This window comes from Streptomyces sp. NPDC093064 (assembly GCF_044754605.1).
Classification (GTDB): Bacteria; Actinomycetota; Actinomycetes; order Streptomycetales; family Streptomycetaceae; genus Streptomyces.
The window spans coordinates 159,992-174,619 of sequence record NZ_JBIVPK010000013.1 but is presented as its reverse complement, the minus strand read 5'-3'; the positions used below and the strand labels follow the sequence as shown (position 1 = coordinate 174,619).

The following is a 14,628-nucleotide window of genomic DNA, read 5'->3' as shown; positions in this document are numbered from 1 at the left end:
CTACTGGATCACCACCTTGACGATGCCGGTGAGGGCGATCTGGGCGAGGGAAAGGGGGACGAGGAGGGTCCAGGAGAACTTCTGGAGCTGGTCCTCGCGCAGCCGCGGGTAGGTGACGCGGAGCCAGATGACCACGAAGGCGAGGACCGCCGTCTTCAGCAGGGTCCAGACCCAGCCGAGGCCGGCGGCGCCCCACGGTCCGTGCCAGCCGCCCAGGAAGAGGACGGTGGTCAGGCCGCACAGGACGACGATCCCGGCGTACTCGGCGAGGAGGAACAGGGCGAAGCGCAGACCGGTGTACTCGGTGTACGCGCCGAAGATGATCTCCGAGTCGGCGACGGGCATGTCGAACGGCGGGCGTTGCAGTTCGGCGAGGCCGGCGACGAAGAAGACGATCGCGCCGACGATCTGCCAGGGCAGCCACCACCAGTGGAAGGCGTGGACGATGCCGGGCAGGGAGACCGTGCCGGCCGCCATCGCCACGGAGGCGGCGGCGAGCAGCATCGGCAGTTCGTAGGCGAGGAGCTGGGCGGCGGTGCGCAGACCGCCGAGGAGGGAGAACTTGTTGGCGGAGGCCCAGCCGGCCATGAGCGAGCCGAGGACGCCGATGGCCATGATCGCGAGCACGAAGAAGATGCCCGCGTCGAGGACCTGGCCGACGGCTCCCTCACTGGGGCCGATCGGGATGGCGAGCAGCACGAGGAGGTAGGGCAGCAGGGCCACGGCGGGGGCGAGCTGGAAGACACGGCGGTCGGCGCCGGCCGGGACCACGTCCTCCTTCTGCGCGAATTTCACGCCGTCCGCGACCAGTTGGGCCCAGCCATGGAAGCCGCCGGCGTACATGGGGCCGAGGCGGCCCTGCATGTGCGCCATCACCTTGTGCTCGGTCTGCCCCACGATCAGGGGGAAGGTCAGGAACACCGCGAAGACGATCACGAGTCGCAGGGCGACGTCGACGGCGCCGTTCACCGCGTGCCTCCTTCCTCGTCGTCGGGGGTGGTGGGGGGTTTCGTGGCGTCGGGGTCGTCGTCCTCGGGGGACGGCCCCGGTTCCGGTTCGGATTCGTCGAACGCCGGGCGGGCGTGGTGCCAGGGTGCGTCCGAGCTGCGCGGTGCCGTGGGCGGCTTCGGAGCCGCCGCCTCCCCGCGCTGGGACGCCGAGCCCTCGCTCGCACTCCGCCCACGGCGAGACCCCGCGGCCCCCGCACGCTGCGACGCCGACCCCTCGGCCGCACTCCGCACCCCCCGGCCTCCCACGGTCGGCTCTTCGGCCCCGGCCTCAGTGTCCTCAGCGGCACTCTCGCCGGCTGCGGCACCGTCCCGCCCGGACGCGCCTTCGGCACCGCCCGAAACCTCCGCCTCGGCACTCCCGTCGCCGCGCGCCGTCCGGCTCGCGCCCCGAGTCCGCCCAGCCTGCTCCGGCGTCACCGCGCCCCCGGCGCCTTCAGGCGCACCCTCAGCCCCGGCCCGCGTGTCCTCTGCGGCACGCTCACCCGATGCGACCCCGGCATGCTGAGGCGCGCCCTCGGCGCCGGCCGAGATGTCGGCCGCCGCTCCCTCAGGCGCGGTGCCGGACTCCGCCGCCGTACCTTCCGCGCGCTCTGCCGTCTCACTTACGCGCCGCCTCGCCGCGCCTTCGCCCGCCGACCGCGGCTCGCCGCCTCCAGGCGTGCCCTCGGCGGCCCTCCCGGCCTTCGGCTCCGCGGCCTTCGGCTCCGCGGCCTGCGGCGCAGCCGCACCCTCAGACGCAGCCGCGGATCCAGACGCCGCGCCCTCGTCTCGGTGAGCCGTCTGGCTTGTCGACCCTTCGCTTGCGCTGCGCATCCGGCGAGGCCGGGCGGTGGGGGCCGCGGGCTGCTCGGTTGCGGGAGCGGTCGTGGCCGTCTGGCCGGACGAGCCCTCCGCCGCCGTGCGGGTGCGGCGGGCCGGGCGGTCGCCCGCCGCCCGGGCCGCGCCCCGCGCCGGGCGGGACGGGGCGGGCGGGAGCTGGCCCTTCTGGGGGCCCCACTCGTTGGGGTCGGGCACGCCCGGCGGCAGCATCTGGCGGCGCTTGGGACCGCCGTGTTCCGAGTCGCCCGGCTCCTTGGCCCCCGGCCAGGCCTTGGCGACGCGGGCCGCGAGGACGAAGTCCTTGCAGAGGGGGTGGCCCTCGAAGGTCTCCGGCAGGAGGAGGTGGTCCAGGCCGGGGTGGTCCTGGAAGGAGACGCCGAACATCTCGTGCGTCTCCCGTTCGTGCCAGGCCGCACCCGCGTAGACGTCCACCGCGGTGGGCAGGACGGGCGCCTCGTGCGGAACCGTCGTGCGCACCAGCAGGCGCCGTACCGGCGCGAGGGCGACGACGTGGGCCGAGACGCGGAAGCCCGTGCCCGGCTCGTCGACGGCGCTCAGCCAGTCGAAATACGTGCAGCCCAGCTCGTCGCGGGCGGTCAGCAGCGCGGAGATCCAGGTGTCCGGCGGCACGTCCACCGTCAGGACCTCGTAGGACTCCTCCGCCGTGGCGCCGGTCCCGAAGAGTTCCCCGACGGGCGCGGGCAGCCAGCCGGTCCCACTCATCGCGGGTCCCCCTCGCCGGTGGCCGCGCCGGCCGGCGGCCGTACGAGCCCGCTCTGCAGCGCCGCCGTCGACGGACGGGCCGTCCCGGTGGCGTACCGCTCCCCCAGCGACTCGCGCGCGATCTTCTCCTGGAGTTTCAGGATTCCCTGGAGCAGCGCCTCGGGACGCGGCGGGCAGCCGGGAACGTAGACATCCACCGGAATGATCTGGTCGACGCCCTTGGTGACGGAGTACGAGTCCCAGTACGGGCCGCCGCAGTTGGAGCAGGCGCCGAAGGAGATGACGTACTTGGGCTCGGGCATCTGCTCGTACAGCCGCTTGATCGCCGGGGCCATCTTGTCCGTGACCGTGCCGGACACCACCATCAGGTCGGCCTGGCGGGGCCCGGGCGCGAACGGGATCACGCCGAGGCGGATGAAGTCGTGCCGGGCCATCGACGCGGCGATGAACTCGATCGCGCAGCAGGCGAGGCCGAAGTTGAAGACCCAGAGCGAGTAGCGCCGGCCCCAGTTCAGGACGACCTTCATCGGCTCCGGGGCAAGCCGGGCGAGCGTGCCCAGCCGCTTCGGCTCCGGCAGCGGTACCGGTTCGGGGGTGATGGGGGTCACGTCCATGCCAGGACGCCCTTCTTGTATGCGTACAGCAGGCCCACGGCCAGGAAGCCGAGGAAGATGAACATCTCCACGAGCGTCGTCGCGCCGTAGCCGGGGGCGGCGAAGACCGTCGCCCAGGGAAACAGGAAGATCGAGTCGACGGCGAAGATCACGTACAGGAACGCGTACACGTAGTAGCGGACCTGGGTGTGCGCCCAGCCCTCGCCGACGGGGTCGACGCCGCACTCGTACGTCAGCAGTTTCTCCGGGGTGGGGACCACCGGGCGCAGCAGGCGCCCCGCGCCGAAGGCGACGGCGACGAACAGCACGCCGATGAGGGCGAGCAGTCCGACGACCGAATAGGACTGGAAGTAGTCCGCCGCGACGACGGCGGTCGACCCCCGCAACGTCTCCCGCACCGTCCGTTCCTCACTCCCTGGTCCTGTCGGACCTGTTTTTCCCCGGCCCCGTGCTGTTCGGCTGTTCGACGATCTGTACGCACGGGAGTCTAGGCCCTGATAAAGGGCGGGTAAGCAGCCCGTCACACCCTGGGGCGTGAAGGTGGGGTTTTCCCCAGTGGGTGAGGGCGGCCCACCTCATGGCGCCGTCGGCCGCCGCACGGCACGCTGGCACCTATGACCGCTCGCATCCCCGCCGCCGATCTCGCGGCAGCAGGCGCCGAGGACCGGCTGCCACCGGCCCGTTTCGCCTACGACCTGCCCACCTGGAAGGAGATCACGCATCTACTGGTGAACCTCCCAGTATCGCTGTTCGGCTTCGTCTATGTGGTGACGGTGCTGCTGACCGGCAGCGCGCTGACGCTCAACGTGATCGGCTTCCCGCTGCTGGCACTCGGGCTGATGGGCTCGCGGCTGCTGGGCCGGCTGGAGCGGGCGCGGGCGCGGGAGTTGCTCGGGGTGCGCATCGACGAGCCGAGCCCGCTGTCGCTGCACGGCGCGAAGGGACTGCCCGGCCGGCTCTGGGCGGCGCTGAAGGACCCGGTGGGCTGGCGCTCGGCGCTGTACCACTTCATACGGCTGCCCTGGGGCGTGCTCACCTTCACGGTGACGCTGACCTCGCTGTTCGTGCTCTGGCCGGTGCTGCCCTTCGTCGCGCGGGGCCTGGCGAACGTGGACCGGGCGATGGTGCGCGGCCTGCTGTCGCCGTCCGACGAGCTGGAGCGGCGGATCGCCGAGTTGGAGTCGGACCGGGGGGTCGTGGTCGACACGGCGGCGGCGGATCTGCGGCGCATCGAGCGGGACCTGCACGACGGGGCGCAGGCCCGGCTGGTCAATCTGGCCATGGGCCTGGGCCTGGCCAAGGAGAAACTGCTGGAGGGCCGGTCCGACGAGCATGTCGCCGCGATGGTCGAAGAGGCACACGGCGAGGTGAAGCTCGCGCTCCAGGAGCTGCGCGACCTGGCCCGCGGCATCCATCCCGCCGTGCTGACCGACCGCGGCCTGGACGCGGCCCTGTCGGCGGTGGCCTCGCGGTGCACGGTGCCGGTGCAGGTGACGGTCGACCTGGAGTCGCGTCCGGCCGCGGCCATCGAGGGCATCGCCTATTTCACGGTCTCCGAGCTGCTCCAGAACGTCAGCAAGCACAGCGGGGCGCGGTCCGCCTCCGTCGACGTCTGGCGGTCCGACGGCCGGCTGCTGATCCAGGTGGGGGACGACGGCCGCGGCGGTGCCCGGCTGGACGGCGCAACGGGCATGCGCGGTCTGGCCGAGCGGCTGGACGCGGTCGACGGCCTGTTCGTGGTCGAGTCGCCGCCGGGCGGCCCGACGGCCATCACGGCGGAGCTGCCGTGGCGGGACCGTACGGACGGCGCCGGTCCGGCCGGGTCCGGGGTGGCCGCCTCCGGCCGGGGCACCCCCGGCACGAGGTAGGGAAAACCCCCCGCCCATTACGCCGACGTGCTCCATGGTCCCGCCATCCGCGGAAGAGCACGCTGGGAGTACGGCGGGACAGCCGCAGAAGACACGGAACGAGGGGACGGGACGACGCCGATGGCCACCCAGTACCGATCGCAGGACGCACCGGGGTACGGGCCCTACAGCGCGGGCGGGTTCCACGACGGTGGCACCGGCCGGGAACGGCATCTGCTGCCGGCCGGGCTGCGGGCGCCGTTCGAGGCCCGCAGCTGGCGCGAGTTCGGGTACGTACTGCTGAACCTGCCGATCGGCATCATGCTGTTCACGTACGCGGTGACGATGGTGTCGCTGGGCGCGGGCCTGCTGGTGACGTTCCTGGGCGTCCCGGTGCTCGCGGCGGCGCTGGGCGGCTGCCGCCTGTTCGGCGTGCTGGAGCGGGCGCGGGCGCGCCGTCTGCTCGGCCTGGAGGTCGCCGAGCCGCAGCCGCTGCGGACGACGAAGCCGGGCGTCCTGGCCTGGACGGGGGCCCTGCTGAAGAGCGGCGCCTCCTGGCGGGCCCTGCTCTACGCGATCCTGCACTTCCCGTGGGCGGTGTTCTCCTTCTCGGTCTCGCTGGTCTTCTGGACGCTGGGCTGGAGCCTGCTGACGTATCCGCTGTGGTTCTGGGTGTTCCCGATGTGGGCCGGTCAGGGCGGGCTCCAGCTCTACGGCGACGGTCAGCACGGCATCTATCTGGACAATCCGTTCGAGATCACGGTGACCGCGCTGGTGGGGCTGCTGTTCACGCTGGCCACGCCGTGGATCGTGCGGGCGCTGACGATGGTCGACCGGGTGCTGGTGTACGGGCTGCTGGGGCCGTCGCGGCTGTCGGCGCGGGTGGTGGAGCTGGAGTCGGACCGGGGGGTCGTGGTCGACACGGCCGCCGCGGATCTGCGGCGCATCGAGCGGGATCTGCACGACGGGGCGCAGGCCCGGCTGGTGGCGCTGGCGATGGATCTGGGGCTGGCGAAGGAGAAGCTGACGGAGGATCCGCAGGCGGCGGCGCGGATGGTGGACGAGGCGCACGGCGAGGTGAAGACCGCGTTGCAGGAGCTGCGGGACCTGGCGCGTGGGATCCATCCGGCGGTGCTGACGGACCGCGGCCTGGACGCGGCCCTGTCGGCGGTGGCCTCGCGCTGCACGGTGCCGGTGCGGGTGGAGGCCGATCTGGCCGAGCGGCCGGCGGCGGCCATCGAGGGGATCGCGTACTTCACGGTCTCCGAGCTGCTCCAGAACGTCAGCAAGCACAGCGGGGCGCGGTCCGCCTCGGTGGACGTCTGGCGGGTGGAGGACCGGCTGATGCTCCAGGTCGAGGACGACGGGGTCGGCAACGCGGACGTGTCCAAGGGATCGGGCCTCGCCGGGCTGGCCGAGCGGCTGGACGCGGTGGACGGGATCCTCATCGTGGACTCGCCGTCCGGGGGCCCCACCCGGGTGACGGCGGAGCTGCCCTGGCGGCGCTGAGCGCGCCCGTAATCCCCTGATGGCGGCCTGCCGGCCGCGGCCACACCGGTCGCGGCGGCAGGCCGAAACATGTGGTCGCCTCCCTACACTTCCCCTGGCCCGGGCGCGGCGCGGTCCGAATACTGGAATGCTGGACCGTGTCGCACGGAAGGCCGTGGGGCGAGGCTGTGGGGGGCCGAGGATCGTGGAGGACAGAGTGCGGGTGGTCATCGCCGAGGATTCAGTGCTGCTCAGGGAGGGCCTGACCCGGCTGCTGACCGACCGCGGACACGAGGTCGTGGCCGGTGTCGGAGATGCCCAGGCGCTGATCAAGACCATCACGGAGCTGCACGACCAGCAGGCGCTGCCGGACGTCGTCGTGGCGGACGTGCGGATGCCGCCGACGCACACCGACGAGGGGGTCCGGGCCGCGGTGCAGCTGCGCAAGGCGCACCCGGCGCTGGGCGTGCTCGTGCTCTCGCAGTACGTGGAGGAGCGGTACGCCACCGAACTCCTGGCCGGTTCCAGCCGCGGGGTCGGCTATCTGCTCAAGGACCGCGTGGCCGAGGTGCGCGAGTTCGTGGACGCGGTGGTGCGGGTGGCCGAGGGCGGTACGGCGCTGGACCCGGAGGTCGTCGCGCAGCTGCTCGGCCGCAGCCGCAAGCAGGACGTGCTGGCCGGGCTCACCCCGCGGGAGCGGGAGGTGCTGGGGCTGATGGCCGAGGGGCGGACGAACTCGGCGATCGCCCGGCAGCTGGTGGTGAGCGACGGCGCGGTCGAGAAGCACGTCAGCAACATCTTCCTCAAGCTCGGACTGTCCCAAAGTGATGGGGATCACCGGCGTGTTCTGGCCGTGCTCACCTATCTGAACTCGTGATCGTCCGACACTGTGTCGGACCGTGCGAACCGTCTCATCGGTGCGTCCAGCATGCGAACGATGCAGGGAAGGCGACCCTCACGGTCGTAGGGTTGAAGCCGGGAAGGTCTTCGGGAAGGCCGCTCCCACACAGCAGCCTCGAAGGAGGTCCAGTTCAGTGACCAGCCAGGTCAGCAGTCCAGCGGAGCAGGCCGACGGAGCCGTCGTAGGAGAGCAGCGCAGGGCGGCCGGGACGAAGGACGTCCGCCGCTTGGACCGGGTGATCATCCGGTTCGCGGGTGACTCGGGTGACGGTATGCAACTCACCGGTGACCGCTTCACCTCGGAGACGGCGTCGTTCGGGAACGATCTGTCGACGCTGCCGAACTTCCCGGCCGAGATCCGGGCCCCCGCAGGAACCCTGCCGGGTGTGTCCTCCTTCCAGCTGCACTTCGCCGACCACGACATCCTCACCCCCGGGGACGCGCCGAACGTGCTGGTCGCGATGAACCCGGCCGCGCTGAAGGCGAACGTCGGCGACCTGCCGCGCGGCGCGGAGATCATCGTCAACACCGACGAGTTCACCAAGCGCGCGATGCAGAAGGTCGGCTACGACGCCTCCCCGCTGGAGGACGGCTCGCTGGACGGCTACCACCTGCATCCGGTGCCGCTGACCACCCTGACGGTCGAGGCCCTCAAAGAGTTCGACCTGTCCCGCAAGGAGGCCGAGCGCAGCAAGAACATGTTCGCGCTGGGCCTGCTGAGCTGGATGTACCACCGGCCCACGGAGGGCACGGAGAAGTTCCTGCGGACCAAGTTCGCCCGGAAGCCGGACATCGCGGCGGCGAACATCACCGCGTTCCGCGCGGGCTGGAACTTCGGTGAGACGACGGAGGACTTCGCGGTCTCCTACGAGGTCGCCCCGGCCTCCAAGGCCTTCCCCGTCGGCACGTACCGCAACATCTCCGGGAACCTGGCCCTGTCCTACGGCCTGGTGGCGGCGTCCCGCCAGGCGGACCTGCCGCTGTTCCTGGGCTCGTACCCGATCACCCCGGCCTCGGACATCCTGCACGAGCTGTCCAAGCACAAGAACTTCGGTGTGCGGACCTTCCAGGCCGAGGACGAGATCGCCGGTATCGGCGCCGCTCTCGGGGCCGCCTTCGGCGGGTCGCTCGCGGTGACGACGACGTCCGGCCCGGGCGTGGCACTCAAGAGCGAGACGATCGGGCTGGCGGTGTCGCTGGAGCTGCCGCTGCTGGTGGTGGACATCCAGCGCGGCGGGCCGTCCACCGGCCTGCCGACCAAGACCGAGCAGGCCGATCTGCTGCAGGCGATGTACGGCCGCAACGGCGAGGCCCCGGTCCCGGTCGTCGCTCCGTGCACCCCGGCGGACTGCTTCGACGCCGCCCTGGAGGCGGCCCGGATCGCGCTGACCTACCGCACCCCGGTGTTCCTGCTCTCCGACGGCTACCTCGCCAACGGCTCCGAGCCCTGGCGCATCCCCGATCTGGACGAACTGCCCCACCTGAGCGTGCAGTTCGCAAAGGACCCCAACCACACGACGGCCGACGGCACCGAGGTGTTCTGGCCCTACAAGCGCGACCCCAAGACCCTGGCCCGCCCGTGGGCGATCCCGGGCACGCCTGGCCTGGAGCACCGCGTCGGCGGCATCGAGAAGCAGGACGGCACCGGCAACATCTCCTACGACCCCGCCAACCACGACTTCATGGTCCGCACCCGGCAGGCCAAGATCGACGGCATCGAGGTCCCCGACGTCGAGGTCGACGACCCGAACGGGGCACGCACCCTCGTCCTGGGCTGGGGCTCCACCTACGGGCCCATCACGGCGGCCGTACGCCGGCTGCGCGCGGCCGGGGAGTCCATCGCGCAGGCCCACCTGCGCCACCTCAACCCCTTCCCGAAGAACCTCGGCGCGGTCCTGAAGCGTTACGACAAGGTGGTGATCCCCGAGATGAACCTCGGTCAGCTCGCCACCCTGGTGCGAGCGAAGTACCTGGTGGACGCGCACTCGTACAACCAGGTCAACGGCATGCCGTTCAAGGCGGAGCAGCTCGCCACGGCTCTCAAGGAGGCCATCGATGGCTGAGACGTCCACGGAAGGCACGGGCACGGCCGAGGCGCTCTCCCTGGTGCCGAAGGCCCAGGCCCGGCAGTCCATGAAGGACTTCAAGTCCGACCAGGAAGTGCGCTGGTGCCCCGGCTGCGGCGACTACGCGATCCTCGCGGCCGTCCAGGGCTTCATGCCGGAGCTGGGGCTGGCCCGGGAGAACATCGTCTTCGTCTCCGGCATCGGCTGCTCCTCCCGCTTCCCGTACTACATGAACACCTACGGGATGCACTCCATCCACGGCCGCGCCCCCGCCATCGCCACCGGCCTGGCCACCTCGCGGCGCGACCTGTCGGTGTGGGTCGTCACCGGTGACGGCGACGCGCTGTCCATCGGCGGCAACCACCTCATCCACGCCCTGCGCCGCAACGTCAACCTCAAGATCCTGCTGTTCAACAACCGGATCTACGGCCTGACCAAGGGTCAGTACAGCCCGACCTCCGAGATCGGCAAGATCACCAAGTCGACGCCGATGGGCTCCCTCGACGCCCCCTTCAACCCGGTCTCCCTCGCCATCGGCGCCGAGGCGTCCTTCGTGGCCCGCACCATCGACTCCGACCGCAAGCACCTCACCGAGGTGCTGCGCCAGGCCGCCGCCCACCCCGGCACCGCGCTGATCGAGATCTACCAGAACTGCAACATCTTCAACGACGGCGCCTTCGACGCCCTCAAGGACCGCACCCAGGCCCAGGAGGCGCTGATCCGCCTGGAGCACGGGCAGCCGATCCGCTTCGGCGCCGACGGCGAGCGCGGTGTCGTCCGGGACGCGCGCACCGGCGACCTGTCCGTCGTGGACGTCACCCCGGACAACGAGTCCGAGATCCTCGTCCACGACGCGCACGCGGCCTCCCCCACGACGGCGTTCGCGCTGTCCCGGCTGGCCGACCCCGACACCCTCCACCACACCCCGATCGGCGTCTTCCGGTCCGTGGACCGCCCGGTCTACGACACCGCGATGGCCGACCAGCTCGACGCGGCGATTGGTCAGCGGGGCAAGGGCGACCTGGCCGCGCTGCTGGCCGGCGGGGACACCTGGACGGTCGTCGGCTGAGCGGCCTGCTCCGCCTCACGAGGCCCGGGTCCGTGCGGCCCAGGCCTCGTCTTGTGTCCGGCGGGCCTCGTCTTGTGTCCACCGGGCCTCGTCGCATGTCCGGCGGGCCTCGCCTTATGTCCGGTGGGCCTCGTCGAACGTCCGCCGGGCCTGCTCCACGTCCGCCATGCGCTCCTCGGTCCACAGCGCGAGGGCCCGTACCTGTTCGGCGGCCTCCCGGCCGAGGCCGGTGAGGGAGTAGTCGACCCGGGGCGGGATCACGGGCTTGGCGTCGCGGTGCACCAGCCCGTCGCGCTCCAGGGTCCGCAGCGTCTGGGCGAGCATCTTCTCGCTGACGCCTCGTTCGCTGACCCGGCCGACGGCGCGACGCAGTTCGCTGAAGCGGTGGGGCCGCTCCAGCAGCTCGATCAGGACGAGGACGCCCCACCGGCTGGTGACGTGCTCCAGGACCAGGCGGTACGGGCACATCGCCGCGTCGACGACGTCCCTTGCCGCTCCTCCAGTGCTTACTGCCATGCCAGTACCTTACTTCAAAGTGGGTACTTTCGAAGAGTTAGCGCACCTCCTACCGTTAGTGCACAGGCACCCCACAAGGAGACTTCCGTCATGAGCATCGTCGTCACCGGAGCCACCGGACACCTCGGCCGCCACGTCGTGGAACAGCTGCTGGAAAAGGTCCCGGCCGACCAGGTCACCGCCGTCGTACGCACCCCGGAGAAGGCCGCCGGCCTCGCCGAGCGCGGGGTGCGGATCACGGTCGCCGACTACAACGCGCCCGAGACCTTCGAGGGCCTGTTCTCGGCCGGCGACAAGGTCCTGCTGATCTCCGGCAACGAGTTCGACAAGGGCCGGGTCCAGCAGCACCGGGTCGTCATCGACGCGGCCCGCGCCGCCGGTGTCGCGCTGTTCGCCTACACCAGCGCCCCCGGCACCCTGAAGGCCGCCCTCGCCGACGACCACCACGGCACCGAGGAGGCCCTGCTGGCCTCCGGGGTGCCCTACGTGCTGCTGCGCAACGGCTGGTACCACGAGAACTACACCGAGCAGCTCGCCCCCGTCCTGGAGCACGGCGCCGTCGTCCACGCCGCCGGCGAGGGCCGTATCTCCTCCGCCCCCCGCGCCGAGTACGCGGCCGCCGCCGTCGCCGTCCTGACCGGCGAGGGCCACGAGAACAAGACGTACGAGCTGGGCGGGGACGAGGCGTGGAGCCTCGCCGAGTACGCCGCCGAGCTGAGCCGGCAGACCGGCCGGCGGATCACGTCCAACCCGGTCACCGTCGAGGAGTACACGGGCATCCTGGCCGGCGCCGGTCTCCCCGGGCCGCTCGCCGCGATCCTGGCGGGCGTGGACGGCTCCATCGAGAAGGGCGAGCTGGTCATCACCTCCGGCGATCTGTCCCGCCTGATCGGGCACTCCACCAGCCCGGTCTCGGAGGCGATCGCCGCCGCGCTCGGGGCCTGAGCGACACCGGGGAAACCGTCACCCGCCCGTCATGACCGTTTGACCATACGGACATGACAGGCGGGGGCGCGTGGCGCTACCTTCTTTGATGCCCGCCGCACGGCACGCGGCCGGGCGCGAAGGAGGAACCAGTGAGCGAGCAGCCGAGGAGTGAGCGGCGCACAGGACTGCTGAACGGTGTCGCCGCCTACGGGATGTGGGGCCTCGTCCCCATCTTCTGGCCGCTACTCAAACCTGCCGGGGCGGTCGAGATCCTCGCCCACCGCATGGTGTGGTCCCTCGCCTTCGTCGCCGTCGCCCTGCTCGTCGTACGCCGCTGGGCCTGGGCCGGCGAACTGCTGCGCCAGCCGCGCAGGTTGGCCCTCGTCGTGATCGCCGCCACGGTGATCACCGTCAACTGGGGCGTCTACATCTGGTCCGTCAACAGCGGGCACGTGGTGGAGGCCTCCCTCGGCTACTTCATCAACCCGCTGGTCACCATCGCGATGGGCGTGCTGCTCCTCAAGGAGCGGCTGCGACCCGTGCAGTGGGCGGCGGTCGGCACCGGCGCCGCCGCCGTCGTCGTGCTCACCATCGGCTACGGCCGCCCGCCGTGGATCTCCCTCTGCCTCGCCTTCTCCTTCGCCACCTACGGCCTGGTGAAGAAGAAGGTCAACCTGGGCGGCATCGAGTCGCTGACCGCCGAGACCGCGGTCCAGTTCCTGCCCGCTCTGGGCTATCTGCTGTGGCTCGGTGCCCACGGCACCTCGACGTTCGCCGCCGAGGGCGCCGGGCACGCCGCCCTGCTCGCCTCCACCGGCATCGTCACCGCGCTGCCGCTGGTCTGCTTCGGCGCGGCCGCGATACGCGTGCCGCTGTCCACCCTGGGCCTGCTCCAGTACATGGCCCCGGTCTTCCAGTTCCTGCTCGGCGTCGCCTACTTCCACGAGTCCATGCCGGCCGAGCGCTGGGCCGGCTTCGCCCTGGTCTGGCTGGCCCTGACCCTGCTGACCTGGGACGGGCTGCGCACGGCCCGGCGGGCGGCACAGCTCAGGGCCCGGCTCGCCGCCTCCAGGACCGCGACGGCGGCAAAGGCCGACCCGGTGGACGCGTAGCCGCTGCCGCGGGTGGTGCGGGCGCGGTGTGCTCGCGCCTCCTCCTTGGTGAAGTTCCAGCCCCGGGGCGAGCCCGCGCATATAACTGGTTGCATGACTCTGACACCCACGGGCGCCGCGCCCGCCCCGCTGCACTGGAAGCTCGTCATCGACGCCGCCGACCCGCACGCGCAGGCCGACTTCTGGGCCGCCGCGCTGCACTACGAGGTGGAGGACAACAGCACGTTGGTCGAACGGCTGCTGAAGCTCGGGGCGCTGCCGGGCGAGGCCACCGTCGAGTTCCACGGCCGCCCGGCCTTCCGGGATCTGATCGGCGTACGGCACCCCGACGACCCGTACGACGAGGAACGCGGCACCGGTCTGGGGCGGCGGCTGCTGTTCCAGCGGGTGCCGGAGGCCAAGTCCGGCAAGAACCGGCTCCACCTCGACCTGCATCCCGGCGAGGGCCGGCGCGCGGACGAGGTGGAGCGGCTGAAGGGGCTCGGGGCGCGCGCGCTGCGGCATGTGCGGGAGCACGGCGGGGAGTGGATGGTGATGGAGGACCCGGAGGGCAACGTGTTCTGCGTGGCGTAGGACGCCGCGTCAGCTCGGGCTCGGCGGGGTGGCGTCGCGGGCCCGTTCGGCCAGGCGGCCCATGCGGGCGCGGGCGGACTCCAGTTCTTCGATGTCGTCGGCGGCGGGGCCGTCCTCGGCGGTGAGTTCGGTCCACAGGTCGATCAGGTCGCGGCCGAGCCGCAGGCCCTGCTCGGGGTCGCGGACCGCGCGCCAGGCGGCGGCCGCGCTCTGCACGTCGCCGTAGGCCGCCGCCGCGTCGCCGGCGCGGCGGCGGATGCGGGCGAGGCCGAGCGAGATACCGAAGGAACGGAGCGGATCGCCCGCCAAGTAGGCGATGTACGCGGTGAGTTCGCGCACCCGCAGCACCTCGGGGTGCTCCGGGCCGAGCGTGCCGGACGCATCCGCGACGGTGCGTTCGGCCAGGGCCGCCGCCTCCTCGATCCGGCCCTCCTTCACGGCCTCGTTGACCCGCGCCAGGGGTTCGGCGAGCAGGACGGCGCCCGCTTCACCGGCCGCGGTCCTGGGATCCTCCCCGAGCACCGCCTCGGCCACGGCGTCGAACCCGCGGGCAGGGGTGGGGGTGGGCTTGGGCTCGGGATCGTCCAGGCCGGAGTCGGCCGGGTCTGGGTCCGGTCGCCGGTGCTCGTGCGGAGTAGCGGCGGACCCGGGGGCACCGGGCACGGGGGCGTGGTCGCCGGGCGCTGGGGCACGCTCGGCGGACGCGGGCGGTACCGGCCACGCGTTCACGCCGGCCGGGCTCGCGTCCATCACCGGTGGCGGGCCGAACACTCCCGTGGGGGCGACCGCCGTACCGAGGGGCGTGTCACCCGCCGGTTCCGGCAGCGCCCGCAGCGCGAACGTCGGCGCCACCTCGCTGGACGGCGCCTGCGACTCGGAAACCGCCCGCAACGGGAAGGTGGGCGCGCTCTCGCCGTACGGCGTACTGCCACCGGTCCGGGGCACGCTGTCCGACCCGGACCCA

12 protein-coding genes and 2 pseudogenes are annotated in these 14,628 nt (G+C 72.0%); 8 read left to right on the top strand and 6 right to left on the bottom strand.

Annotation, left to right across the window (positions count from 1 at the left end; genetic code table 11):
- Genes ACIQFZ_RS18465 through ACIQFZ_RS18450 form a run of 4 tightly spaced genes read right to left on the bottom strand, consistent with a single transcriptional unit; the run spans position 1 to position 3,564 of the window.
- The gene (locus tag ACIQFZ_RS18465) at positions 1-969 is read right to left on the bottom strand and encodes a complex I subunit 1 family protein (RefSeq protein WP_365423552.1); all 969 of its coding nucleotides are present in this window, start codon (positions 967-969) and stop codon (positions 1-3) included.
- Positions 966-2,552, bottom strand: coding sequence for an NADH-quinone oxidoreductase subunit C (locus ACIQFZ_RS18460; protein WP_402691682.1), 1,587 nt, complete (start codon positions 2,550-2,552; stop codon positions 966-968). Before ACIQFZ_RS18460 ends, ACIQFZ_RS18465 begins: the two co-directional genes overlap by 4 nt.
- Complete coding sequence (locus tag ACIQFZ_RS18455) at positions 2,549-3,166, bottom strand: NADH-quinone oxidoreductase subunit B (protein ID WP_376651904.1); 618 nt, start codon at positions 3,164-3,166, stop codon at positions 2,549-2,551. Before ACIQFZ_RS18455 ends, ACIQFZ_RS18460 begins: the two co-directional genes overlap by 4 nt.
- Positions 3,157-3,564 carry an NADH-quinone oxidoreductase subunit A gene (locus tag ACIQFZ_RS18450; protein ID WP_365423543.1) on the bottom strand — a complete coding sequence of 136 codons (408 nt, stop codon included), beginning with the start codon at positions 3,562-3,564 and terminating at the stop codon, positions 3,157-3,159. The genes ACIQFZ_RS18455 and ACIQFZ_RS18450 overlap by 10 nt, the downstream gene beginning before the upstream one ends.
- Before the next feature lie 216 nt (positions 3,565-3,780).
- Here ACIQFZ_RS18450 and ACIQFZ_RS18445 point away from each other — a divergent pair, with 216 nt between their 5' ends.
- The 5 genes from ACIQFZ_RS18445 to ACIQFZ_RS18425 all read left to right on the top strand — a co-directional run bounded on the left by ACIQFZ_RS18445 (position 3,781) and on the right by ACIQFZ_RS18425 (position 10,536).
- Positions 3,781-5,034, top strand: a complete 1,254-nt coding sequence (locus ACIQFZ_RS18445; RefSeq protein ID WP_402691681.1) for a sensor histidine kinase — start codon at positions 3,781-3,783, stop codon at positions 5,032-5,034.
- A 120-nt stretch (positions 5,035-5,154) separates the two neighbouring features.
- The gene (locus tag ACIQFZ_RS18440) at positions 5,155-6,522 is read left to right on the top strand and encodes a sensor histidine kinase (protein ID WP_402691680.1); all 1,368 of its coding nucleotides are present in this window, start codon (positions 5,155-5,157) and stop codon (positions 6,520-6,522) included.
- 196 nt (positions 6,523-6,718) lie between these two features.
- Positions 6,719-7,378, top strand: coding sequence for a response regulator transcription factor (locus ACIQFZ_RS18435; protein WP_301184424.1), 660 nt, complete (start codon positions 6,719-6,721; stop codon positions 7,376-7,378).
- A gap of 157 nt (positions 7,379-7,535) precedes the next feature.
- A complete protein-coding gene (locus ACIQFZ_RS18430) occupies positions 7,536-9,464 on the top strand; it encodes a 2-oxoacid:acceptor oxidoreductase subunit alpha (RefSeq protein WP_402691679.1) in 1,929 nt (642 codons plus the stop codon).
- Positions 9,457-10,536 carry a 2-oxoacid:ferredoxin oxidoreductase subunit beta gene (locus tag ACIQFZ_RS18425; RefSeq protein WP_402691678.1) on the top strand — a complete coding sequence of 360 codons (1,080 nt, stop codon included), beginning with the start codon at positions 9,457-9,459 and terminating at the stop codon, positions 10,534-10,536. Before ACIQFZ_RS18430 ends, ACIQFZ_RS18425 begins: the two co-directional genes overlap by 8 nt.
- Before the next feature lie 114 nt (positions 10,537-10,650).
- Here the strand turns inward: ACIQFZ_RS18425 and ACIQFZ_RS18420 are convergent, their stop codons facing one another.
- Positions 10,651-11,052, bottom strand: a complete 402-nt coding sequence (locus tag ACIQFZ_RS18420) for a winged helix-turn-helix transcriptional regulator (protein WP_383057352.1) — start codon at positions 11,050-11,052, stop codon at positions 10,651-10,653.
- Positions 11,053-11,142: 90 nt separating this feature from the next.
- On the opposite strand from ACIQFZ_RS18420, the gene ACIQFZ_RS18415 reads away from it, so the two are divergent.
- From ACIQFZ_RS18415 to ACIQFZ_RS18405, 3 genes and pseudogenes are all read left to right on the top strand, one after another.
- Positions 11,143-11,997: an SDR family oxidoreductase gene (locus tag ACIQFZ_RS18415; RefSeq protein WP_383057351.1), complete on the top strand. Its 855-nt coding sequence runs from the start codon at positions 11,143-11,145 to the stop codon at positions 11,995-11,997.
- A gap of 194 nt (positions 11,998-12,191) precedes the next feature.
- Positions 12,192-13,117: pseudogene (rarD, locus tag ACIQFZ_RS18410) on the top strand (EamA family transporter RarD); the annotation flags it as partial.
- A 67-nt stretch (positions 13,118-13,184) separates the two neighbouring features.
- Positions 13,185-13,664 (top strand): VOC family protein, encoded by a 480-nt coding sequence (locus ACIQFZ_RS18405; RefSeq protein WP_376651900.1) that lies wholly within the window; start codon positions 13,185-13,187, stop codon positions 13,662-13,664.
- A gap of 9 nt (positions 13,665-13,673) precedes the next feature.
- Here the strand turns inward: ACIQFZ_RS18405 and ACIQFZ_RS18400 are convergent.
- A pseudogene (locus tag ACIQFZ_RS18400) lies at positions 13,674-14,628 on the bottom strand (tetratricopeptide repeat protein); the annotation flags it as partial.